Raw genomic sequence first — 23,354 nt, forward strand, 5'->3', positions numbered from 1 at the left:
TACACTGTATACGCGTGAGTGGCCGGAGAGAAGAGATCCTGGACGCGGCGCTGGCGATCGCCGACGAGCACGGCATCGGCAAGGTCTCGATGCGCGCGCTGGCCGAGCGGGTCGGAGTGACGCCGATGGCGCTGTATCGGCACGTCAGCGACAAGGCCGAACTCCTGGACGGCATGGTCGGCCGGCTTCTCGCCGGGCTCCTGCCACCGGACGCGGGGAAGGGCCGGGCGTGGCACGAACGACTCGCCGCCCTCGGGTACGCCGTCCGCGGGATGGCCCGGCGACATCCCTGGGCGGCGCAACTGCTGTTCTCCCGGCCGGCCGTCACACCGGACGCCGTGCGGGTGGTGGACCTCATCTACACCGCGCTCGTCGAGGCCGGTGTTCCGGACCGCGAGGTGCCCCGGCTGGAGCGCCTGATCTCCACCTTCGTGATCGGTTTCGCCGCCTCCGAGGCCTCCGGCCGCTTCGGCACCGGCTCCCTCGATCCGCGCGGCCGGCGCGGCCGGCTGCCGGAGGGCGAGCTTCCCGGCCACGGCAGGCTCGCGCCGTGGCTCGACCTGCCCTGGGACCTCGACACGGAGTTCGAGGCCGACCTGGACGACCTGCTGCGTCTGATCAAGGCGGTCGCGGGCGGGCGCGACTGACCGCGGCCCCTGCGGCGGGAAAGCCTCCTGAATCCGACGACGGCCGGCGGCTCCTCTCGGTCACTCCTCGGGAACGCGCTGGATGAGGATGGTGAGGCCGTCCGCGTCGAGGAGGTCCACGGGGCGCACGGTCTCGTTCGAGCGGACGTAGTGGAAGGCCGCCCCGACCTGCTCCAGGGGCACCCCGGCCAGTGCGGCCCAGGCCACCCGGTACGCCGCGAGCTGCACCGACGCCGTGTCGGCGGCCCGGCCGTGCGGCCGTTCGCCGGTCTTCCAGTCGACCACCACGTAGCCCTCCCGCTCGCGGAAGACCGCGTCCATCCGCCCGCGCACCAGCCGATCGCCGATCATCGTCTCGAACGGGACCTCCAGGTCGACCGGCTCCCGCACCGCCCACTCGCTCTCCTCGAACCGCTCCTGCAGCTCGGCGAGCTGCACGTCGGTCTCCGACAGCTCGTCGGCGGCGCCCGGCAGCTCCAGGTCGTCGATCAGGCGTTGCTGACCCCAGCGCGACTCCAGCCACCGGTGGAAGGTGGTGCCCCTCCGGGCCAGCGGGGCGGGCCTGCGCGGCACCGGCCGCCGCACCTGCCGGGCGAACGCCGCCGGGTCCTGGGCCAGTGTCACCAGTGACGACACCGACAGCCGCGACGGCAGCTCCACCACCGCGCCGGCTCTCTGGCGGTTCGTCTCGCGCTCGCGCAGCAGCAGGTCGGTGTCGCGGGCCCAGGCCCGCATCCGTTCCAGGTCCCGGTCCCGCAGCAGAGCGGGACCGTCACCAGCCGAGGCCGTCGCGGGTGTGGCGCCGGTCATCGCCTCCTCCACGAGGCGGGCGCCGTCGCGGATGGCGTCGTGGACGGTGACGGACGGCCACTCGGCCGCCGACGGCTCGGCCAGCAGAGGGTTCTGCAGGCTCCGCGCGTCCTCGTCCTCCGCCCAGCGGACGACCCCCGCACCCGCCTCGCGGATCTCCCGCAGGAAGTCCGACGGCTCCAGCGGCCGGGACGAGCTCCCCCAGCGGTAGCCGGAGGCGATGAGCAGGTAGTGCGCCCGGGTGACGGCGACGTACGCCAGCCGCCGCTCCTCCATCAGGTCGCGGTCGCGGCAGCGCTCGTCGAACGCGCCGAGCGCCTCCCGGTCCAGCCCGGCCAGCTCGGGCAGATCGGAACTGTCCCCCCGCAGCGGGTACGGCAGCTTGCGCGGGTTCTCCGTCCAGCGGGAGTTGGTGACCGGGGTCGCCGGGAACACGCTGCCCTTGATCAGCCCGCCCTTCTGCGAGGTGAGCTGCGACAGCCCCGGCACCACCACGACCGGCCACTCCAGGCCCTTGGACGCGTGGACGGTCATCAGCTTGACGGTGTTGCTGTCGCCGACCCGCCCGGCCTCCAGGCCGAACTCCTCGCTCTCGGCCGCCTTCAGGTACGCCAGGAACGCGCCGAGCGTCGGGTCCTCCGAGTCGCCGGCGAACCGGGACGCCGCGTCGAGGAAGGCGTCCAGGTCGGCGCGGGCGGCCAGCGGGCCGCCGCCGCGGCCCCGGGCGGCCACCTCGACGTCGAGCCCGAGGCGGCGTTCGATCTCGCTGATGAGGTCGGGCAGCGGCTGCCCCGCGTGGGCGCGCAGCTGACGCAGCTCGCGGGCGGCGGCGGGCAGCCGCTCCTGGGCGAGCGGGGAGAACCGCGCCAGCCAGTCGGGCCGGTCGGGCAGTTCGTCGAGCGCGTCGACCAGGCTGCCGCGCTCCTCGGCGAGGTCGGCGACGACCTGGTCGAGCGGGTCCTCCGGCCGCGGCCCTCCCCTGGCCGCCCTGATCTCGCGGTTGAGCTCGCGGGCCAGGTCGCCGAGCACCTTGAGGTCGGCCGGGCCGATCCGCCGGCGCGGCCCGGCGAGCAACCGGACCAGCGCGTCCCCGGCGGTCGGGTCGTACAGCGTCCGCAGCGTCGCCACGATGTCGGCCACCTCGGGCACGGTCAGCAGCCCGCCGAGCCCGACGACCTCGACCGGGATGCCCCGCGCTTCCAGGGCCCGGCGCAGCGCCGGGAACTGCGACCTCTTGCGGGCGAGGATCGCGACGTCCTGCGGCTGCAGGGCCGGTCCGCGTCTGGCCCGCTCGCCCTCCCCCCAGGGCAGGCCGTCCGGGGCGCCCTCGCCGTGCAGCATCGCGGCCAGGCCCCCGGCGATCCACTCCGCCTCGTCCTCGGCCGTCTCGTGGAAGGCGCACACCACCCGCCCGCGTCCGGTCCGGTTGCCGCCCGGCACCAGCACCGGCACCTCCCGGGCCTCCCGCCGCAGGGGCGCCTGGATCCGGGCCGCGACGCCGAGCACGTGTTCGCCGTTGCGGAAGCTGACCGAGAGGCGCCGCACCTGCGCCGGCTCCCCGGACGCCGCCGGGAAGTCCTGCGGGAAACGGGACAGGTTGCCCGCCGACGCGCCGCGCCAGCCGTAGATCGACTGACAGGGGTCGCCGACCGAGGTGACCGGGTGGCCTCCCGCGTACAGGGACCGCAGCAGCACAAGCTGGGCGTGGCTGGTGTCCTGGTACTCGTCGAGCAGCACGACCGAGAACCGCGACCGCTCGGACGCGCCGACCTCCGGATGCCGGGAGGCGATCCGCGCCGCCAGCGCCATCTGGTCGCCGTAGTCGATGACCTCCCGGCCGCGCTTGAGCCGGCCGTACGCCTCGACCATCGGCAGCAACTGCTCGCGCACGGCCTGGGTGTCGACCGGTTTGCGCTGGTCCTTGGTGATCCGCCCGGTGAGCGAGGCGAGGCGCTCGCGCAGCCAGTCGCCGACCTCGCGCACCTCTCCCGGCTCGCGCAGGTGCTCGGCCAGCTCCCCGGCCAGGTCGAGGACGGCGGCGGTGACGCTGGGCGGGGACAGGTCCACCCGGTCCATCGGCCCGTCGTACTGGCCGACCACCCGCGCCGCCATCTGCCAGGACACGGCGGGCGTGACGAGCCGCATCGTGGGCTCCAACCCCTCGCGCAGCGCGTGGTCGGTCACCAGTCGCGCGGCGTACGCGTGGTAGGTGGAGACCGTCGGCTCGGAGTCGAGCATCTCGGGCTCGACCAGCCCGGCCTCCGCGAGCCCGGCCAGCCGCCGGCGCACCCGCTCGGCCAGTTCGGCGGCGGCCTTGCGGGTGAAGGTGAGGCCGAGGATCTGCTCGGGGCGCGCGTAGCCGTTGGCGACGAGCCAGACCACCCGCCCCGCCATCGTCTCGCTCTTGCCCGAGCCCGCGCCCGCCACGACCACCATCGGCTCCAGCGGCGCCTCGATGACGGCGGCCTGCTCGGGCGTGGGCGGGAGGATCCCGAGCCGGCCGGCCAGCTCACCCGGCGTCAGCACACCTGTCCCCCGTTGTCGTTCACCGGGCAGGCGATCCTGGCGGCGCAGTTGCGGCAGCCGTCGTTGACCGTGGCGACGAACACGTTGGCGGACATGCCGGTCGCCACCGTCTTGACCAGGTCGTCCGCCCACCCGGGAGCGTGGTCGTCGGCGAGCGCCCGCTGCGCCTGCTCCCGCGCGTCCGCGCCCTGGCCCGCCGCCTTGCCCAGGTGCAGCAGCGACGCGCCGCCCGGCTGGGTGAGGCCGTGCCGCTCGAACGCCCCGAGCGTCGTGGCGAGCTGGTAGACCCCGAGCTGCGGATGCCGGTCGATCTCGGTGTCCTTGGGCCTGCCGCTGCCGGTCTTGATGTCGATGATCACGGCCCGGCCGGCGCCGTCCCGCTCCACCCGGTCCACCCGGCCGGTGATCTGGATGTCGTGACCCGGCACCCGTACGGTGAAGGCCTCCTCGACCGCGACCAGGTCACGCTGCTTGTCCTTCTGCCACCGGACGAAGCGGTCGACCATCTGCTCGGCGACGCGGCGCTGCTTGCGGTTGAACCACAGCCCGCCGAAGTCGAACTGGTCCCAGATGTCGTCGAGCCGCTTGACGTAGTCGGTCCCGTCCTCGGTGGCCATCGCGGCGATCGCGTGGACGACCGTGCCGAGGCTCTGGGTGACGTTGCTCGACCCCGCCCCGACCGCCGTCTCCAGCATCCAGCGCAGCCCGCACTTGGTGAAGTTCTCCACCGACGACGGCGAGATCTGCACGATGTCGTCCGGCCAGCCGAGCGGCCGGTCGTCGGAGATCGGGGTCAGGGCGTACCACTCGCCGGGGTTGGCCCCCGGCACCCCGGCCTGGGCCAGCCGGGCGAGGTGCGCGGCGGCCTCCCGGCGCACCGCCTCCGCCTTGGTCGTGTCGCACACGGCCGCGCGCAGGTCCGCGACCAGCGCGGACATGCTGAGCCACCGCGCCCGGTCGTCCACGGTGGCCGCCTCCACTCCGTGGGGCAGCAGTTCGGTGAGGAAGCGCGACGGCCGCTCGTCGGTGTCCTCGCCGCCGACGGCGGTGACGACGAGCCTCCGGCGGGCCCGGGTCGCCGCCACGTAGAACAGCCGCCGTTCCTCGGCGAGCAGCTTCGACGCCAGCGCCGCCGCCGCGGCCTGGGTGGTGTCGAGCGCCGACCCGCCCGCGAACTCCACCAGCGCCTCGGTGCCGAGAAGCGAGCCGCGCAGCCGCAGGTCGGGCCACAGGCCCTCCTGCACGCCCGCGACCACCACCACGTCCCACTCCAGGCCCTTGGACCGGTGCGCGGTCAGGATCCGTACGGCGTCGCCCTCGGGGGCCGACTCGGCCAGCGAGTCACCGGCGATCTCCTGGGACGTCAGGTCGTCGAGGAAGACCGCGACGCCGGCCTTGGGCAGCCGGTCGGCGAAGCGCGCCACGTGGTCGAACAGGGCGACGACGGCGTCGAGGTCCCGGTCGGCCTGGGCGCCCCGCGCCCCGCCCGCGAGGCTGGCCTCGCTCCAGCGCTCCGCGAGCCCGCTGGCCTGCCAGATCTCCCACAGGGCCTCCTCAGCGCCCCGGCCGTGCCGTACGGCGTCCCGGGCGGTCGTGAGAAGCCGTGCGAGGCGTTCCGCGGGGGCCGCGACGTGCGGCTCGACCCCGGTCAGCTCCCGGGCGTCGCGCAGCGCCGCGACCAGCAGCTCGTCCGACGAACGCGAGGTGAAGGGCAGCGCCGGCTGGCCCGCCTCCTCCTTGGCGGCCTCCGCGGCGACCGCCTCGTGCTCGGCGATCCGCAGGGCACGGCGCAACCGGCGTACGCCGATCATGTCGGTGCCGCCGAGCGGACCGGTCAGCAGCTCCTCGGCGGTCGCCACGTCGAGCGCGGACGGCGAGACCGCGACCCGCAGCAGCGTGATCAGCGGCCGTACGCCGGGCTCCTGCACGAGCGGCAGCTCGTCGCCCGCGACCACGACCGGGACCCCCGCCGACACCAGCGCCCGCCGCAGCAGCGGCACCTGCCGCATGGCGCTGCGCACCAGCACCGCCATGCGCGACCACGGCACCCCGTCGAGCAGGTGGGCCCGGCGGAGCGTGTCGGCCACCACCGCGGCCTCCTGGCTGACGCTGTCGGCCAGCAGGACCCTGACCTCGCCCGGGTCCGCGTCCCCGACGGGGATCAGGTCACGGTGGCCGCCGGCCCTGTTGTCATGACCCGGTACGGCGGGCAGGCGGGAGGCCACGCGGCGGGAGGCCTCCAGCAGGGCCGGGCCGCTACGGCGGCACACGCGCAGCGCGACCACCGGCGCGTCGCGACCGTCCCGGGCCGGGAACCGCTCGGGAAACCGCAGGATGCCCTGCACGTCGGCGCCGCGGAAGCCGTAGATGGACTGGTCGGGGTCGCCCACGGCGATGAGGTCGCGGCCGTCCCCGGCGAGCTGCCTGAGCAGGAACTCCTGCGCCGGGTCGGTGTCCTGGTACTCGTCCACGAGCACCACGTCGTAGGCCGCCCGTTCGCGCCGCCGCACCTCCCCGTCGGTCAGCAGGCCGGCCGCCTCCCGGATCAGCTCCGAGTAGTCCAGCGCGGGCACGGGATCGAGGTCGAACCGGTCCTGGTAGCGGAAGGAGAACAGCCCGGCGGCCTCCCAGTCGGGCCTGCCGTGCTCGCGGCCCAGCCGCACCAGCGCGTCGCCGTACAGGCCGCGCTCGGCCGCCCGGGACAGGAAGTCACGCAGCTCCTCGGCGAACCCCCGGGTCTTGAGCAGCTCCCGCATGTCCGCCGGCCAGTGCCGGGCGCCGTCCTCCAGCTCGCCGTGCAGCAGCCGCCGGACCTCCAGCAACTGCTCTGGGCCGGTGAGCAGGCGCGGCGGCGGCTCACCGGCCAACACCGCCTCCCGCCGCAGCAGCGCGTACGCGTAGCTGTGGAAGGTGAGGGCCAGCGGGGTCCTGGTGGTCCGGCGCATCCGCGCGGTGATCCGCTCACGCAGCTCCCCGGCGGCCTTGCGGCTGAACGTGAGCACCAGCACCCGTTCGGGATCCACGCCCCGCCGTTCGACCCGGTCGACGACGGTCTCCACTATCGTCGTGGTCTTTCCGGTGCCCGGCCCGGCGAGCACGAGCAGCGGCCCGCTCTCGTGCTCGACGACGGCCCTCTGGTGCTCGTCCAGCACGGGAGCAGCGCGCCGTCCCACGCCCCCACGCCGCACCAGCCGGTAGTTCTGACCACTCACAACACAGCATTCCACCAGATCCCTGCGGCAGATCGTGCCCGAATGCCCAGTACAGCGCTATCCGGTCTCGCCCGACGCCCCGAATCCCATGCTCATCGGGCCCCCCGCCTGACCTACGAGGAGGGGCGGGCCTGGTCGGCCGGGTCTCCGAGGGGGACGTCGCGCAGGTTGAGCAGCAGGAGGAGGGCGCAGCCTCCGACCAGCGCGATGTCCGCCACGTTGCCGACGAACAGGCCGCCGTAGTCGATGAAGTCCACGACATGCCCCTGGGCGAAGCCGGGCGGACGGAAGAGGCGGTCGAGCAGATGGGAGGTGGCGCCTCCCAGCAACGCGCCCAGCACCAGGGTCCAGGCCGGTGAACGCAGCCGCCGCCCGACGTAGAGGATGCCGCCGACCGCGCCGGCCGCGGCCAGGGTGAACACCCAGGTCGCCCCCTCGCCGATCGAGAACGCGGCGCCGGGGTTCAGCAGCAGCCGGAAGCGCAGCAGCCGCGGGATCACCGTGATGGCCGCACCGTCGGAGAGCGCGGAGGTCGCCCAGAGCTTGGAGGCCTGGTCCACGAGGAGGACCACCGCGGCCAGCACGAGCATCCGCCCGTACGGCCGCGTTCCTGGTCCCGTCCCCGGCGAACCTCGTCCGTCCGGCACCTCTTCCCCGCTGTCCACGACGTCCTCGGTGCCGGTCAAGACGTGAAGACGTGGTCGACGACGCGGGCGGCGGCCTTGCCGTTGTCGTGGGGGGCGTAGGTGCGGACGAAGGCGGCGTAGCGGTCGTGCAGCTTCGCGGTGACCGTGTCGATGTGGCGGAGCGTCTCCACCACCTCGGCGGAGGTCTCCAGGCGCGGCCCCGGCCGCTGCGACTCCAGGTCGAGGTACAGCCCGCGGGACGAGCGATACTTGGCCAGGTCCGGCGTGAACAGCACGACCGGCCGCCCGGTCGCCACGAAGTCGAACACCACCGACGAGTAGTCGGTCACCAGCACGTCGGCGATCAGCATCAGGTCGGCGGTGTCGGGGTAGGTCGTGACGTCGATCGCGAACCCGCCGTGCGCGTGCACGTGCGGGAATGCCTGCATCATGTGCCCGCGCACCAGCACGACGTGGTCGTCGCCCAGGGCCTGCCTCGCGTCGGCCAGGTCGAGCTTGACCGCCGCGTTCCTGCGGTCCCAGTCCCGGAAGGTCGGCGCGTACAGGACGACCCGCTTGCCCTCGGGGACGCCGATGCGGCGCCGGATCTCGGCCGCGATGACGTCGCGGTCACCGGCGAGCAGCACGTCGTTGCGCGGGTAGCCGGACTCCAGGATCTCGCCCTCGTAGCCGAACGCCTTGCGCAGCACCGACGACGCCCAGGGGCTCTGCGACAGCAGCAGGTCCCATCCGCGCACCTCGACGGCCTGGCGGTGCCAGACCGGGGGCCGGGGCTCCCGCTTCATGTGGGCCTGGTCGCGGCCGATGTGCTTGATCGGCGTGCCGTGCCAGGTCTGCACGCACACCTGCTCGTCACGGGCGCGGAACCACTGCGGCAGGAAGCCGTTGGAGACGACGTACCGCGCCCGGGCCAGCGCCTCGTAGTGCTCCCGGCTGCCCTCGCGGACGACGGTGGGCGTCACGCCGTCGCCGAGCCCCAGCTCGCGCGAGCCCGGCGGGACGAACGCGCCGTCCCGGACGACCCAGATGTGCTCGCTCTCGTCGCCGCGGCGCAGCCGCTCCTCGTAGATGGCCCGCGGGTTGTCGGAGTAGGCGCGGCCGTCGAAGGAGACGTAGACGGTGGCGTCGCGCACCGGCCGGGCCCGCTCGGCGGGGTAGAACGTGCGGCTGAGCGCCCAGACGCCCGCCGCGCTCCGCTCGTCGCCCGGCCGGTCCTCGGCCGTGACCAGCACCGGCACGTCGAACCGGGTGGCGACGAACCGGTAGACCCGGCCGCCGATCGTCCGGGGTCCCTCGTCCAGCCCGTCGAGCGCCGCGTGGTCGAACCGGGTGGGCACCATGGCGGGGCCGTACTTGCCGGGCGGGGCCACCGAGATGTTCCAGGTGCCCTCGGCCAGCGGCACGGCGGTGCCGAAGCGTGGCATCGCGCCGGGCGACAGCCGTACGGTGAACCGCTCGCCGTCGCGCTCCAGCGGGACGCGGATGGTGAGCCCGCCCCGGTGCCGCAGCACGAGGTCGCGCGGGCCGCCGTCCGGGTCGGGGTAGCGCCCGCTCAGCGTGATCGACTCGTCCTGCCACACGGCGGAGGTGATCACGGGCAGGATCTTGTGGCCGGAGATGACGACCCGGTCGCGCCGGTCGCCCTGCACGGTGATCTCGCGGTCGCCCACGAGCAGCCGCGTCTCCTCCGCGCCCTCCAGCATCACCGCCGCCGCCGGGTCGCCCTTCGGCTCGACCCACAGCCGCCGGGACTCGGCGCTGAGCAGGGTGTTGACCGCGAGCGAGAGCGAGAAGCGGCTGCCGCCCTCGGCCGGGGTGAAGTCGGCCGACATCCGGTGCCCGCCGACGCGGGCCTTGCCCCTGGCGACCGGCCGGCCCGGCAGGAAGCCGGTGAGCTCGACGCTGTCGCCGTTCAGCCGGACGCCGGTGAGCTCCGCGCGGGTGGGCTGGTAGACCACCTGCAGGGCCTTGTCGGAGGTCCACACCGGGCGCACCCACCAGCGCGGGCGCACCCGCAGGCCGGCCGGGCGCTCGGTGCGGCCGATCACGGGGCCGCGCAGCACGCCCCTGGACCGGGCGGCGCGGCTCCAGATGACGATCTCGGCCCGCCAGGTGGTGGTGTCCTGGACGGTGTGGCGGCGGCGCAGCAGCCGCTTGCCGCCGCGCACCAGGGCCCGCACCCCCGCCCGCCAGCGCAGCGAGAACGGGTGCAGTTCGGCGGTGAAGCCCGCCCAGTCGTAGTTGCACCCGGGCTCGCGGGCGGCGTGGGTGGCCTCCGGGCGGTAGATCCGCCGGGTCCGCAGCGTGACCCGGGGCAGCCAGCGGGGGCCGCGCAGCACGACCGTGGCGTGGTTGAAGCGCCGGCCGCGGACCGACAGGCCCGCGATGTAGGCGTGCCCGGTGATCCGCAGCCGGTTGCCCGCCCAGGTGATGTCGTCGATCTGCGTCACCGGCACGAGGTCGGCCGCCCGCAGGCGCAGCAGCGAGGGGTCGCCGACCTCCACCGGCAGGTCGGCGTACCACCGCAGGCCCCGGCGGACCCGGCGGGACGGCTCAGCCGCGGCGGCGGCCAGCTTGACCAGCGCGTCGCCCTCGGCGAGCGCGCCCGGATCCTGGGTCTCGATGAGGTGGCAGGCGACCCGGCGCCCGACCGGCAGCTCCCGCTTGACCTTCGGATCGACCTGCGCCAGGTACGGCCGGAGCACGTCGACGGCCTGGCGGCGGCGGGCCGCCCCGCGCTTGGCCGCGGCGTCGAGGCGCAGGCCCAGGGGGCCGACGATCGCCTCACGGTCGAGCTCTCTGCGCTGCGCGGGGCTCAGGCCCTCCGCGCGCACGAGCGCGACCAACGCGTCGATGGGCTCGCCCCGGTCGTAAAGCTCCTGGACAGCCCGCAATCGTTCAGCGACGGCGTCGCTCGTGGGTGCGGGTGTCATAAGGGAGGCACCGCCCTTCGCCAGACCTGTGTTCAGAAAATGGTAATGCTGTCAGGACACTGCCAGACCTGACTCCGCGCAGCCTGTGAATTTCGTGTGATCCGGCGCGTGACGCGCCGACGGCGAAGGGTGACCCGTCAGGGGCCGGGCCGGATCCGGGGCGTCACTCCCGGCCGTCCCAGCGGGCCGTGCGCATGTCGGCCCGCGCGCCCCGGGTCGGAGTGCCCTCGGCCCGCCATCTCGCCAGGCATTCGGCCTCCAGGCCGGCCGCCGGGGTCCCGTCGGCGCGGATGACCCGCCACCACGGCACGGCGCCGCCCCACAGGGACATCACCCGGCCGACCTGCCGGGGACCGCCCTCGCCGAGATACTCGGCGACGTCTCCGTACGACATGACCTTGCCGGGCGGGATCCGCTCCACCACGTCGAGCACCCGCTCCGCGTACGGCGGGGGCTCGCGGCCGGCCTCAGACACCCCAGTCGGTGGGCCCGGCCGCGATGATCTCTTCGAGCTTGCCGAACTCGTAGGTCGCCGCCCCGTTGATCTGCTCGACGACGCCGTTCCTGATGCCGTACGCCTCGCCGTCCTCGCCCACGAGCCGGGCTCCCATGAGATCGGTGAGCCGGGCGAGCTGGGCGACCTGCCAGTCCGACCCCGGCTGGCCCACGAGCCGTCCGGACCAGGTCGCGATCCGGTGCTCGGAGTCGCCGTGGCGCGCCAGGACCTCGCCCGCCTCGTGCGACCCCCGCAGCTCGAATCCGGCCTGCGCCGAGACGTTCGCGAGTTCTGCGTAGGCGAGCGGTGCATCACGCTCTACGCGCAGCTCGTACCCCATGAGCCGCGACCTTAGCGAAAATTGACCCGGCTTTGTGACCGGAAACGCGAACAACGGGAAGACCGCGCCCGAAATGCGGCCGAACGGCGGCCAACATGTGATCACCGGCGGCTGAGCGCGAGGGCGGCCGCGCAGAAACCGCCGATCCCGAGAACGACGGCGATGCCGTAGACCCAGAGCCTAACGGGATCCGGCCCCGGGCGCGCGGGCGCCCGTGAGACCGGGCCCTTGCCGAAGTGCGCGTCGTCCTGCACCGCCGACGCGTGGCCGTATCCGACCAGTTCTCCGGCTTTCGCGAGGGCCGCCGCCGCGTCCACGACTCCGAATCCGACTTTGTCGTCATAACCGGCGGGTGGATGGGGACGCGACGTCGCGGTCAGTGCCCGTGATACCAATTCCGGTGGCAAATCCGGATATTTCGCCTTAATTAGCGCGATGGTGCCGGCGACAATCGCACTGGCCACCCCGGTTCCCGACGCCGTGCCCCTGCGTCCGCCGGGAAGCGCGACCGGCACCCGCTCTCCGGGCGCGGCGACCAGGACCGAGAGGTTGTCGCTGCTGCCGGAGGTCTTGCCGCCCCGCCGGTCGACGGCGCCCACGCCCACCACTCCGGGATATCCCGCCGGGAACGCCCAGAAGGAGGTGCCGTTCTGGCGCGTGTACGCCGACTGGCCCGCGTCGCCCGCCGCGGCCACGAGCACGACGCCTCTGGCCAGCGCGAAGGAGATGGCGTCGCGCTCCACGCGGTCGACGCCGTACGCCGGGACGGGCAGGCAGATGACCTTGGCTCCCTGGGCGGTGGCGTACCGGATGCCGCGGGCGAGCGGGCTGTCCCGCGTCTCCTCCGGCCGTTCCTCGGGATCGACGTAGTCGCGCTCCGGCCGGTCGACCGTGACGGGAAGGGACAGCACCCGCGCCTCCGGCGCGACCCCGGAGAACCCGCCGCCGCTTCCGCTCCCCGCGATCACCGATGCCAGCCCGGTCGCGTCGTCGCCCGGCCGCTGCGTCTCGTCGCCGATCACGGTGCCCGTCATGTCCGGTCCGCGCTCGACCCGGCCGGCCAGTTCGGGCAGGCCGGTGTCGGGCTGGCCCTCGCCGAGGAGGGCCACGACCACCCCGGCGCCCTTGGTCACCTTCCAGGCGGCGGAGGCGTCGACGACGTCGAGCGCCCACCGCTCCTCCCCGCCGCCCGGCGCCGCGACCCGTGCGGCAGCCCGTGCGGCGGTGGGGATCTCGTCCGGCAGGGCCGCCGCGGAGACGGCCGGGCCGGTCCCGAGCAGGAGGGCCGCCAGCCCCGCGCGGAGCGAGACGGCCCTCAGCACGCGTTCCCCTGGGTGCAGCGGGGGACGTCCGGGGGCTCGCCGAGGGCACGCGCGATGCGCCCGGCCACGGTCTGGGCCAGGGGCCACATCTCGCTGTTCACCTGTTCCTCCAGGGGGACGGACGCGCGTGTCCTTCCGTCTGTGTACCCCACTGTGAGGAAGACGATGTACGGTCCCGCGCCGACCCAGCCGGTGCGCTGCCGCTGGGCCGCGCCGAACGAGTCGGTGACCGTGCCGGGGAAGGCCACCGGCCGCACCCCCACCCGGTCGTCCACGGGCAGGTCGGCCGCCGCGTCGGCGCGCGCCTCCTCGCTCGGCATGACGGCGACGCCCACGGTGACGGCGAAGGTGGCCGTCTGGTCGACGTACGTGGCGCGCAGCAGGGTCAGGCAGCCGTGCTCGCTCAGCACCGGCGCCACCGTGGCGTCGACCACCGACCCGCACGCCGCCTCGGGCGCGATGCCGACCCTGCGCGCGTACTGCTGGGTCCGGCCGAGCCCGGTGTAGGGAAGCTCCTCGGGGAAGACCATCCCCGCGGGCCAGGCCTGCCATCGGCGGGCCACGTCCTGCGCGACGTAGCGGGCGCGCTCGGCGTCGGTGAGCGGCCTCGACCGGGTCTCGCGGAAGAGCCCGAACGCCCCGAGCAGCACGTTGACCGCGGCCACGGCGAGGACGACACCCATGATCGTGAGATAGGCCGACCGGAACCGGACCCCGCGCGCCAGTTCCGCCCGCTCCCTGGCCGCCAGCGCCGCGGCCGCGCGTCCCCGCGACGCCGTCCAGGGCCGCGCCCGCGCCCGGCGCGGCAGCCGGGCCGTCTGCGGGATCCGCGCCCTCTTGGGGCTGTGGGACTGCTCGGGCGGCATACTCCGATGCTACGTCGGCAGGCTCGACGGCCAAGGAGCCGGAGGCAGCGCGTCGTCCTCTCGTTCCCGCCGGCTCGCCCGCCGGGCGAGCACGAGCAGGACGGCGAGTCCCGCGCCGGAGCCCGCGAACGCGGCGAGCGCGATGCCGCCGTAGAGCAGGATCGCGCCGGTGTCGCGCCGTACGACCACGATGGGCTCCTGGCCGCGCGCCGCCGTACGGAGGGGGCGCGCGGGGTTCAGCACGCCGGCGCCGGACGCGACGGCGCGGTGCCGCGCGAGGGTGGCCGCGACGCTCAGCGCGCGGTACGCGTTGACCACCCCGAAGCCGGTGCCCGTGTTGTAGGGCCCCTTGCGGGCGGGCGACGAGGTGAGCGCCTGCGCGACGAGCGCGGGCGACATCCGCGGATGGCGCGACTTGATGAGCGCGGCGATCCCGGAGACGAGCGCGGTGGCCTGCGAGGTGCCCCGGCCGACCCAGTACTCGTCGCCCGGGCCCGCCCCGAGGACGTCCACGCCGGGGGCGGCCACCATGACCGAGGAGTTGCGGTTGGAGAACGAGGCCCGCCGCAGCGTGGAGGTGACCGCGGCCACCGAGATCACGCCGGGGATCGCCGCGGGGTAGGAGTACGGCGCGGTCTGCTTGCCCGCGCCGTCGTTGCCCGCCGCGGCGACCAGGACCACGCCCTTGGAGATCGCGTACCGGATGGCCGCGCGCTCGTCCTCCGTCGGCATGTCCTTCGACAGCGACAGGTTGACGACCTCGGCGCCGTGGTCCACGGCGTACCTGATGCCCTTGGCGACCACGCCCTCGTAACGCGCGTCGGAGTTGAACGTGCGGAACCCGGGCTCCTCGTCCTCCAGGATCACCCGCACGGACAGCACCCTGGCCTCCGGCGCGACGCCGATGATGCCGTCGGCCCCGCCGGGTCCGTGTCCGTGCCCGGCGATGAGCGAGGCCATGTACGTGCCGTGCAGCCGCACCGGCTGCACCCCGCGGGGGTTGGCGCCGGCGGTGAAGTCCCTGCCGGTGACGACCGAACCGGCGAGGTCGCGGTGGTCGGGGTCGACCCCCGAGTCCAGGACCGCCACCGTGACGCCCGCGCCCTTCGTCAGTTGCCACGCGTCGTCGACGTCGAGGGTCCGCAGCACGTCCTGCTGGCTGAGCCGTACGTCGTCGGCCCGGGCCGCGTGGAGGAACGCCCCGCCGGGCAGGGTGAGCGTCCCGGCCGTGAGCGCGGCCAGGACGCACCTCCGGATCTTCGTCCGTGCGCGGCGGGTCAGCACTGCCACTCCCGGGCCCGGCAGTCCGGGGACACCGGTGCGGTCAGGATCGCGGCGACGTCCCCGGCCAGGTCGCCGGCGAACGAGAAGATCGTCGCCCGCTGCTGCCCGACCCCGCGGGCCGGCCGCCCGTCGACCTGGCCCGCCGTGGTCAGCACGAGGTAGGGCCCGGCCTGCCGTACGGTCGCGGCCTGCCGTCCGCCCGCGGTGAAGCGGTCGGTCACGGTGCCGGGGAACGGGAGGGCGCGCAGGCCCGGGACGGGCGCCCCCTCGCGGGGGAAGGCGGCGAGCGCGGTGCGCGCCCGGGCCGCGTCGGGGAAGGCCGCCACGCCGATCGTGACCACGACGCCCTGCAGGCCGTCGAGGTAGGTGGCCCGCAGGACCGCCCGGCACCCGGCCGCGCGCAGCGCCCTGACGGCGGCGGTGTCGACGGCCGACCGGCAGTCGGTGCGCGTGGAGACGCCCACCCGCCGCGCCAGCTCTCGGCCGCCCTGCTCGCTGTTGTACGCCAGGCTCGCGGGGAAGACGCGCCCCACCGGCCAGCGTTCCCAGCGCAGCGCCGTCTCGGCCGCCTGCGCCTCGCGCAACTCGGCCCGGCTGGGCCCCCGGGTGAGCTCGGCGACCGCCGCGCTCGCCGCGATGCCGCCGACGATCGCGCAGATCAAGGTGATCGCGGAGGCCACGGCGACGGCCGGCCAGGTGCGGGTCTCGCCCACTGCGCCTCCGTTCGCGTCTCGGCCTCCTCTCCTACGTGACCTTAACGCGACCAACCGCCCGCCATACCCCCAAATGCGACGGAAAGTACTTGACGCCATGGAAAGTGAAAAGTACTTTCCATACTGGAAAGTGGTTGTCGCGCGAACGGAGTCCCCATGAACGTCGAGGAAGCGGAGCGGAGCCTGGCGCTCATCCGGCGGACTCAGGCCAAGGCGGTCAGGTCGCAGCCCTGGTTCCCGGCCTGGTACGCCGCCGGGGTCGGGCTGTTCGTCACCGGCGTGCAGTTCGTCACGGAGCCCGGCACGCCCGTCGTGGTGATGATGGTCACGGGCCTCCTGCTGGCCGCCGGCATGGGCGCGCTGATCGCCCTGCTGGTGCGGACCCGCACCATGACGGCCCACCGCAGCCTGGTGCGGGCGAACGTCATGACGCTCTTCATGCTCTGGCTCGCGCTGGGCATCGGGCTCTGCCTCGCCGTCGCCTTCCGGCTCGACGCGGCGGAGGTGGCCTACGCGCGGACGTACGCCGGCCTGGTCATGACCGCCTTCCTGCTGGTCACCGGACCGTTCGTCGGCCGGTGGATGTCGGCGCTGCTGGCCCGCCGGATCGAGAGCGGCTCGTGATGGAACTCGACCCCGTCATCCATGCGCCCACCCGGCTGCAGATCGTCTCGCTGCTCGCCGCGGCCGAGGAGGCGGAGTTCGCGTTCGTCCGCGACACCCTGGGCGTCAGCGACTCGGTCCTGTCCAAGCAGGGCAGCGCGCTGGAGAACGCGGGATACGTCCACGTACGCAAGGGGTACGTGGGCAAGCGGCCCAAGACCTGGTTCAAGCTCACGGACAGGGGGCGGGCGGCGTTCACGGCGTACGTCGCGAACCTGCAGCGCATCGTCTCGCCCAGCGGTCTCAACGTGGTGCAGGAGGAACGCGGGCAGCCCGCGGGCAGGCCCCTCTGAGCGCGGGGGCCGGAACGACGCGGCCGCCGCCCCCGGGGTGGAGGCGGCGGCCGCGGCCGTCGTGGCGGAGCCCCGTGGCGGCGATCAGTAGGTCGGCAGGCTGGGGTCGACCGTCTTGACCCAGCTCAGCACGCCGCCGCCCACGTGGACGGCGTCGGAGAAGCCGGCGTTCTTCAGCACCGCGAGGACCTCCGCCGAGCGGGCGCCCGACTTGCAGTGCAGCACGATCTTCCGGTCCTGCGGGAGCCCCTCCAGGGCCGAGCCGTTGAGGAACTCGCCCTTGGGGATCAGCACGGCGCCGGGGATGTTGACGATCTCGTACTCGTTCGGCTCGCGGACGTCGATGATCATGATGTCGTCGCCGCGGTCGCGCATCGCCTCGAGCTCGGCCGCGGTGATCGTGCTGCCCGCGGCGGCCTGCTGGGCCTCGTCGGAGATCGTGCCGCAGAACGCCTCGTAGTCGATCAGCTCGGTGATCGAGGGGTTCTTGCCGCACAGCGGGCACTCGGGGTCCTTGCGGACCTTGACGTCCCGGTACTTCATCTCCAGCGCGTCGTAGATCATCAGGCGGCCGACGAGGGGCTCGCCGACGCCGGTGAGGACCTTGATGGCCTCGTTCACCTGGATGGAGCCGATCGACGCGCACAGCACGCCGAGCACGCCGCCCTCGGCGCAGCTCGGCACCATGCCCGGCGGCGGGGGCTCGGGGTAGAGGCAGCGGTAGCAAGGCCCGTGCTCGGCCCAGAAGACGCTCGCCTGGCCGTCGAAGCGGTAGATGGACCCCCACACGTACGGCTTGCCCAGCAGCACGGCCGCGTCGTTGACCATGTAGCGGGTGGCGAAGTTGTCCGTGCCGTCCACGATCAGGTCGTAGCCGGAGAAGATGTCCATCACGTTGTCGGTCGTCAGAGCGACGTTGTGGATGATGACGTTGACCAGCGGGTTGACCTCGCGCACGCTCGCGGCGGCCGACTCGGCCTTCAGCCGGCCCACGTCCGACTGGCCGTGGATCACCTGGCGCTGGAGGTTCGACTCGTCGACGACGTCGAAGTCGACGATGCCGAGGGTGCCCACCCCGGCCGCGGCCAGGTACAGCAGGGCGGGAGAGCCCAGGCCGCCCGCGCCCACACACAGCACCTTGGCGTTCTTGAGCCGCTTCTGACCCGCCATGCCCACATCGGGGATGATCAGGTGGCGCGAGTAGCGGCGCACCTCGTCGACCGTCAGCTCTGCTGCCGGCTCTACCAGCGGTGGCAACGACACAGTTCCACTCCTGCTTTGCGTGTCCGTCTTCGTGCCAATGGTCGCGCTCGGCTCCATGGGCCCATCACAAGCTCTTCTCACAACTTAACCGGGGTGGCCCCGCATTCCCCAATCACGCTGTTCGGCGCGGGGACATCCTCGCGTAGGCCAGCAGGCGGCGCGCCTCCCGCGCGACGAGCTCGGGATACTCCATCTGCGCCACGTGCCCGGCGTGCGGGAGTGTGACCAGGCGCACGTCACGGAAGGCCCGCCCGGACCGGTGCACCATGCGGGCGTGGATCAGGCGGTCGCGCAGGCCGTACACGACGAGGGTGGGCGCGGCGACCCGCCCGGCCTGCCGCCAGAGGTTCTCCTCGCCGAACCTGAAGTACTCCCGCACGATCGCGCGGGTGCAGCCGACCATGGACAACACCGCGTGCGGAAGCGCGTCGCGGCGGCGCAGTTCCTCCACCGCCTCGCGCAGCCGGTCCGGATGCACCCGGCCCGTGTCGGCGTAACACATGCTCACCGTCGCCAGCACGCGCCGCTCGGGCGGGAGCGCGCTCAGCCACCGGACGGCCAGCTCGCCGATGGACGGGGCGGCCGACAGGGCGATCCTGGCCGGGCCGTACCTCGGCCGCAGGTCGGGCAGCGCCGGCGAGACCAGCGTCAGCGACCTGACCAGGTCGGGCCGCATGGCCGCGACCCGGACCGAGACCGCGCCGCCCATGGAGTGACCGAACAGGTGGACCGGGCCGTCCCCGAGCGCCTCGGCGAGCCTGACCACCGCGGTGGCGTTGGCCGCGACGGAGTAGTCGCCGTCCGGCGGCTCCGGGGAGTGCCCGGCACCGGGCAGGTCGACCGCGACGCCCCGCACCTCACCGGCGAGCTCGCCCATCAGGTCCGTCCAGTTCGTCGCCGAACCCGCCAGTCCGTGTACGTAGACGGCGGTCTCCCGCGGCCCCTCCGGAGTCGCCCGGAGATGGAGGCGGCCGCCGCCCTCCACGTCGATGAACCGGCCGGGCCACACCGGAATCGGCTCGTCTCGCACGTGTCCTCCCCCGTTCACCTCGCGTTTCCGACCATAACCCCGCCCCTGCGACACCTCGGCGGGCGCTCCCCCTACCCAGGCGAGACGGGAGCGATCATCCGGTTCATCCCGATCGGCCGGGCGTGACATAAGCCCAATATCCACCCCATTCGGACATTTCGAAATGCGGATATGAATGACATTCCACGCCAAACCGAGCGCTAGCGGTTCAACGGAGCCAATAAAGCGATAAGCAGAAGGCAAAAGCCGCCGATCGCCGTTTGTCGCTCGGACACCGAGGAAATCAAGACAATGCAGGGATGATCCACCAAGGGTCATCAGTAAGGGCATTTTCCGAACGACTTGGAAAACGCCGGAGTGTCGGGGCAACAATCCTTCAAGGAGGACATGAAATGCCCAAGTTCAACAACCTGGTCGGGATCCTCGCGATCAGCGCCGCGCTCACCGGTGGTGCCGTCACGCTGGGCACCGCGGTCGCCGCCGGCAGCGCGAACGCGGCGACCGTCATGGGCGGCTACGTGGGCGGCGGTGGCTACCCGTACCCCTACGGCAACTTCAACGCGAACCGCAATTCGCAGCGGCAGAAGCACAAGGCGCTGAACGGCAACAAGAACAAGAACAAGAACAAGACGAAGCAGTGGCAGCACGAGCGGCAGAACCAGGGCCAGCACCAGTTCCTGCTGCGTGACTTCACGCTCGTCCTCACGCCGTTCCAGAAGACCGACACCGACGCGCGGGCGCTTCCGTACAACTGGCAGTACGGAAACACGCAGTCGTACCCGTACACCCGCACGAACAGCTTCAGCGACCAGTTCAACAACCCGCGTCAGGGCCAGGACGCCCAGGCCCAGCCGAAGACGAACACGGCCACCGAGATCAACCCGCGCATCAAGAAGAAGGACATCGACGCGGACATCGACGTGGACGTGGAGAAGGAGAAGAAGAAGGACTACGGCAGCGAGCCGGAGTTCGTGCGCTGACGCGATCGGCACGAGCGGCCTCGGCAGACGTCCCGGCCACGACGGGTGACGCGCCGGCCGACGGCCACCCGTACTCGTGACCGGCGGCCTCACCCGAGCCGGAATCCGCGAGCGGCGGGAGACACACGCGAGCGGCGGAGCGGCGGGCACACCCGCCCGGCGGGACGGGCGGCGACCGGATGACCGTGAGACACGGCACCGGCGCCACCCGCGTCCGCCGCTCCGTCCGCGGCCGTGCGAGCAGTCGAGAGCAGTTGAGAGAGCAGTCGAGAGAGCAGAGCACCGGAGGCGTGTTTCGAGGAGAGGGCCGCCGGTGCCAGTGAACGCATCGCGCCGCGTCACACACGACGGCGCCGAACCAACTACCACCCGCCCTGGTCCCCCACCGGACCGGGCCGGGGTCGCGATATTCAGAGGAGAAACACCCAAATGTCCGTGTTGAAGAACATCGCCGGGGCCCTCGCTCTCGGCACCGCGCTGAGCGGCGCGGCCATCGTGCTCGGTGGCGTCGCCGCCGGCACAGCCGGCGCGGCGACCGTCATGGGCGGCTACGTTCCCGCTCCGTCCGGTGGCGCCCGCTACGTCCCGCGGGCCTACAACTACAACTACAACACCAACCGGCAGCGCCAGGGGCACAAGGCGCTGAACCGCAACAAGAACAAGAACAAGAACAAGAACCACGAGTGGCAGCACGCCCGGCAGTCGGAGTACCAGGACCAGTTCCTGATGCGTGACTTCACGCTCGTGCTCACTCCGTTCCAGAAGTCGTCGAACGGCTCCGCCGCGGTGCCGTGGAACGCCCAGTGGTCGCAGAACTCCACCAACCCGTACACCAACACCACCGACTGGAACCAGATGCACAACCGGCCCTGGCAGGACCAGTCCTCGCAGGCCGACCCGCGCACGAACACGGCCACCGAGATCAACCCGAAGGCCAAGACCAAGAACGTCGACATCGACGTCGACGCCGACATCAAGAAGAAGGAAGAGGAGAAGAAGAAGAGGGACGACTACGAGCGGCCGGGATACGACGCCATTCCCTGATCCGCGGCGTCCTTCGCGTGACCGGGACGACCGGTCGCGCTGAGCCTCGGGCCGCCGGCCCGGGTGCCGAAAACATGTGCCCGTGCTCACCTGAGCGTGAAGTCACACGCCCATCGTGAGCACGGGCACTCTTCGTCTCCCCCGACCGCTTTCCCCGCGCCCGCCCCGGGGGTTCGTCATCCGGGTCGCGGTCCCCCCGGCCGCCACCTCCGGGTCGCCGTCCAGCCGCCCCCGCCGCGGCCCGCCCCATGCCCTCTCGAACCCCTCTGGAACACCACCACCCGCCTCTGGTCTCCACTGAGCACCCCACGTTCAAATCGGACATTATGGGACAAGTCGCCCCTTTTATCTCCAATTCGTGCCATAGCCTGCTAATAGCTGACCAAAAGCCATAAGGGCGCGTTTGTCGGGTGATGTCGCCGGATATCAACGTATCGCAGGAACCCGGCCCACGGGGGCCATAGAGGTATTTCTCTCGAATCTCCACGGAGAAATACCGAAGGATGCGGGGAATTCCAATCCTTTCAAGGGGGACAGCAATGCCCAAGTTCACGAAGCTTTTCGCCGGACTCGCACTCGGCACCGCGATCGCCGGGGGCGCGATCGCCATGAGCGCCACGGCCGCGAGCGCCGGCTGTGGAGACGGCCTCATGGGTCTCGGCGGCGGCATGCCCTGCAACAACAACAACTTCGTTCCCTTCAACACCAACAACAATAACAACTGCGGGAACAACAACAACGAAAACTTCGCGAACAACAACTGGTGCAACAACAACCAGAACAACAACTTCTGGAACAACCAGAGCTTCTGGAACCAGAGCGCGTTCTGCGACAACCTGGACAGCGACTCCAACTTCGCCATCGTCGGGCCCTGCGCGACGATCGCCTTCAGCGACAAGACCAACCGCGAGAGCAACTGGTTCAACAACGGCTGGTTCCAGAACAACTCCTGGTGGAACAACAACAACTGCAACAACTGGAACAACAACAACAACAACTTCGTCAACTGAGAAGGCGGGGCCGGCAGCGGCCTGCGAGACGACCGCGCCGCTCGGAATCCTGCCGGGTGAAGGGATGACTGATACGGCCGGCCACCCGGTCGTCCACCGCCTCGACAGGAGAACGGCGCCCTGAAGCGCAGCCACGTTCCCACAGCGCCGAAAGATCCGTAGCACTTCACGCTCAGGGAACGGCCGTTCGATTTAGCAGAAAGCAGAAACAAGGGCTCCGGCGAGACTCTCGCCGGAGCCCTGACTTTTTCCCCCGTACGGCGGGCTCAGGCACGGAGCCCGAAGGGACAGGTTCACCGGCGGGTTCCGGGCGGCACGGAGCCCTCCAGATCGCCTTTCCCCGCCCCGGCAGGATTTCCCGCGGCCATGCGGCGGCGGTGCGTCAGCGGTACGCGGGCGAACGACGCCTGCCGGGACGCCCGCGACGACGCGCTCAGGCCGCCGCCTCCGTTTCCGCCGCGTGGCCAGGCCGGTGAACACCCTTCCAGAAATCGGTCAATCGCGACATTTCACTTTCAATACCTCTAAGTCAGTCCATAAGAGTCTAACTGGTGATCAAAAGGCTTAGATGGCCGTTTGTCTGCCCACCACGCTGGAAATCATCACAGCACAGGAAGTTAGGGCTCAATTAAGAGCCCGAAGGGCCTTTCTCTCAAAGAAACGCCCTTAACAAATTCAGGGATACTGAATCCTGTCAAGGGGGACACGCATGTCCAAGCTCCACAAGATCATCGCTGGCCTCGCGCTCGGCACCGCCACCGTCGGCGGCGCACTGGCCCTGGGCGCCGGTGCCGCCGGCGCCACGACCAGGACCGGCGACGTCGACCGTCCCATCGCCCGGAATGGCCTCGCCAACGGCGTCGACGACAGCACGGGCGGCATCGCCCAGGGCAACAGGGGCGTCGGCGAGCGCGGTGATCAGGAGAACGTCTTCCCTGTCTTCTCCAGCCCGAACAACAACGTCGACAGGAACAATCAGAACCACAACCTCAACCAGAACGACAACAGCAACTGGTGGAACAACCAGCAGTTCTGGAACCAGGGGGCGTTCTCCGACAAGCGGGACGACTTCTCCGGCTTCGGTCTCGTCGCCAAGGACGTCGCGATCGGCTTCCAGGACAAGACGAACAAGGACAACACCTGGTTCAACAACGCCTGGTGGAACAACAACAACTGGTGGAACTGCAACGACGACAACTGGTGGAACAACAACAACAACGACCACGTGAACTGAGAAGGCAGGTCCAGCGGCTCCTGCGAGACGATCGCGCCGTT

General features: G+C 72.0%; 19 protein-coding genes. 7 read left to right on the forward strand and 12 right to left on the reverse strand.

All coding sequences use genetic code 11. The features are described from left to right. Positions 1-14 precede the first annotated feature (14 nt). On the forward strand, positions 15-647 hold the full coding sequence (locus tag FED44_RS29320; RefSeq protein ID WP_117409446.1) for a TetR/AcrR family transcriptional regulator: 633 nt from the start codon (positions 15-17) through the stop codon (positions 645-647). 60 nt (positions 648-707) lie between these two features. Here FED44_RS29320 and FED44_RS29325 read toward each other — a convergent pair whose 3' ends face one another. From FED44_RS29325 to FED44_RS29370, 10 genes are all read right to left on the reverse strand, one after another. Next, positions 708-3,983 carry an ATP-dependent helicase gene (locus tag FED44_RS29325; RefSeq protein ID WP_138462739.1) on the reverse strand — a complete coding sequence of 1,092 codons (3,276 nt, stop codon included), beginning with the start codon at positions 3,981-3,983 and terminating at the stop codon, positions 708-710. Continuing rightward, on the reverse strand, positions 3,977-7,195 hold the full coding sequence (locus tag FED44_RS29330; protein ID WP_117409448.1) for an ATP-dependent helicase: 3,219 nt from the start codon (positions 7,193-7,195) through the stop codon (positions 3,977-3,979). Before FED44_RS29330 ends, FED44_RS29325 begins: the two co-directional genes overlap by 7 nt. A gap of 113 nt (positions 7,196-7,308) precedes the next feature. After that, the gene (locus FED44_RS29335) at positions 7,309-7,881 is read right to left on the reverse strand and encodes a signal peptidase II (RefSeq protein WP_208759259.1); all 573 of its coding nucleotides are present in this window, start codon (positions 7,879-7,881) and stop codon (positions 7,309-7,311) included. Next, a complete protein-coding gene (locus FED44_RS29340; protein WP_244302369.1) occupies positions 7,878-10,736 on the reverse strand; it encodes a CDP-glycerol glycerophosphotransferase family protein in 2,859 nt (952 codons plus the stop codon). The genes FED44_RS29335 and FED44_RS29340 overlap by 4 nt, the downstream gene beginning before the upstream one ends. A gap of 202 nt (positions 10,737-10,938) precedes the next feature. Continuing rightward, complete coding sequence (locus tag FED44_RS29345) at positions 10,939-11,250, reverse strand: MGMT family protein (protein ID WP_117409451.1); 312 nt, start codon at positions 11,248-11,250, stop codon at positions 10,939-10,941. After that, positions 11,243-11,611 (reverse strand): hypothetical protein, encoded by a 369-nt coding sequence (locus FED44_RS29350; RefSeq protein ID WP_117409452.1) that lies wholly within the window; start codon positions 11,609-11,611, stop codon positions 11,243-11,245. Before FED44_RS29350 ends, FED44_RS29345 begins: the two co-directional genes overlap by 8 nt. A 101-nt stretch (positions 11,612-11,712) precedes the next feature. Continuing rightward, positions 11,713-12,933: a S8 family serine peptidase gene (locus tag FED44_RS29355; protein ID WP_138462741.1), complete on the reverse strand. Its 1,221-nt coding sequence runs from the start codon at positions 12,931-12,933 to the stop codon at positions 11,713-11,715. Next, positions 12,927-13,799 (reverse strand): hypothetical protein, encoded by an 873-nt coding sequence (locus tag FED44_RS29360; RefSeq protein ID WP_138462742.1) that lies wholly within the window; start codon positions 13,797-13,799, stop codon positions 12,927-12,929. The genes FED44_RS29355 and FED44_RS29360 overlap by 7 nt, the downstream gene beginning before the upstream one ends. Positions 13,800-13,808: 9 nt before the next feature. Further along, on the reverse strand, positions 13,809-15,083 hold the full coding sequence (locus tag FED44_RS29365) for a S8 family serine peptidase (RefSeq protein ID WP_244302370.1): 1,275 nt from the start codon (positions 15,081-15,083) through the stop codon (positions 13,809-13,811). Then, positions 15,077-15,796 (reverse strand): hypothetical protein, encoded by a 720-nt coding sequence (locus FED44_RS29370; RefSeq protein ID WP_117409094.1) that lies wholly within the window; start codon positions 15,794-15,796, stop codon positions 15,077-15,079. Before FED44_RS29370 ends, FED44_RS29365 begins: the two co-directional genes overlap by 7 nt. A 156-nt stretch (positions 15,797-15,952) precedes the next feature. On the opposite strand from FED44_RS29370, the gene FED44_RS29375 reads away from it, so the two are divergent. Next, positions 15,953-16,420 carry a hypothetical protein gene (locus FED44_RS29375; protein WP_117409095.1) on the forward strand — a complete coding sequence of 156 codons (468 nt, stop codon included), beginning with the start codon at positions 15,953-15,955 and terminating at the stop codon, positions 16,418-16,420. Then, a complete protein-coding gene (locus FED44_RS29380) occupies positions 16,420-16,752 on the forward strand; it encodes a transcriptional regulator (RefSeq protein WP_117409096.1) in 333 nt (110 codons plus the stop codon). The genes FED44_RS29375 and FED44_RS29380 overlap by 1 nt, the downstream gene beginning before the upstream one ends. A gap of 84 nt (positions 16,753-16,836) precedes the next feature. On the opposite strand, the gene moeZ is transcribed toward FED44_RS29380, so the two are convergent. Both moeZ and FED44_RS29390 read right to left on the reverse strand, forming a co-directional pair. Next, entirely contained in the window at positions 16,837-18,015 is a 1,179-nt protein-coding gene (gene moeZ, locus FED44_RS29385; RefSeq protein ID WP_117409097.1) for an adenylyltransferase/sulfurtransferase MoeZ, read from the reverse strand. Between the two features lie 112 nt (positions 18,016-18,127). Next, positions 18,128-19,045, reverse strand: coding sequence for an alpha/beta fold hydrolase (locus tag FED44_RS29390; protein WP_117409098.1), 918 nt, complete (start codon positions 19,043-19,045; stop codon positions 18,128-18,130). A gap of 392 nt (positions 19,046-19,437) precedes the next feature. Between FED44_RS29390 and FED44_RS29395 the strand changes: the two genes are divergently transcribed. The 4 genes from FED44_RS29395 (at position 19,438) to FED44_RS29410 (ending at position 23,313) form a co-directional block, all read left to right on the forward strand. Beyond that, positions 19,438-20,025, forward strand: coding sequence for a hypothetical protein (locus FED44_RS29395; RefSeq protein ID WP_117409099.1), 588 nt, complete (start codon positions 19,438-19,440; stop codon positions 20,023-20,025). A gap of 429 nt (positions 20,026-20,454) precedes the next feature. Continuing rightward, positions 20,455-21,069 (forward strand): hypothetical protein, encoded by a 615-nt coding sequence (locus FED44_RS29400; RefSeq protein WP_117409100.1) that lies wholly within the window; start codon positions 20,455-20,457, stop codon positions 21,067-21,069. A gap of 539 nt (positions 21,070-21,608) precedes the next feature. Then, entirely contained in the window at positions 21,609-22,079 is a 471-nt protein-coding gene (locus FED44_RS29405) for a hypothetical protein (protein WP_117409101.1), read from the forward strand. A 709-nt stretch (positions 22,080-22,788) separates the two neighbouring features. Further along, positions 22,789-23,313: a hypothetical protein gene (locus tag FED44_RS29410; protein WP_117409102.1), complete on the forward strand. Its 525-nt coding sequence runs from the start codon at positions 22,789-22,791 to the stop codon at positions 23,311-23,313. Positions 23,314-23,354 lie beyond the last annotated feature (41 nt).

It is taken from the genome of Microbispora triticiradicis, assembly GCF_005864065.1.
Classification (GTDB): Bacteria; Actinomycetota; Actinomycetes; order Streptosporangiales; family Streptosporangiaceae; genus Microbispora; species Microbispora triticiradicis.

Excerpts from the sequence above, each read along its gene's own strand:
- FED44_RS29350 (WP_117409452.1), bottom strand. The coding sequence starts at position 11,611 with ATGGGGTACGAGCTGCGCGTAGAGCGTGATGCACCGCTCGCCTACGCA.
- FED44_RS29360 (WP_138462742.1), bottom strand. The coding sequence starts at position 13,799 with ATGCCGCCCGAGCAGTCCCACAGCCCCAAGAGGGCGCGGATCCCGCAG.
- FED44_RS29375 (WP_117409095.1), top strand. The coding sequence starts at position 15,953 with ATGAACGTCGAGGAAGCGGAGCGGAGCCTGGCGCTCATCCGGCGGACT.
- FED44_RS29380 (WP_117409096.1), top strand. The coding sequence starts at position 16,420 with ATGGAACTCGACCCCGTCATCCATGCGCCCACCCGGCTGCAGATCGTC.
- FED44_RS29395 (WP_117409099.1), top strand. The coding sequence starts at position 19,438 with ATGCCCAAGTTCAACAACCTGGTCGGGATCCTCGCGATCAGCGCCGCG.
- FED44_RS29400 (WP_117409100.1), top strand. The coding sequence starts at position 20,455 with ATGTCCGTGTTGAAGAACATCGCCGGGGCCCTCGCTCTCGGCACCGCG.
- FED44_RS29405 (WP_117409101.1), top strand. The coding sequence starts at position 21,609 with ATGCCCAAGTTCACGAAGCTTTTCGCCGGACTCGCACTCGGCACCGCG.
- FED44_RS29410 (WP_117409102.1), top strand. The coding sequence starts at position 22,789 with ATGTCCAAGCTCCACAAGATCATCGCTGGCCTCGCGCTCGGCACCGCC.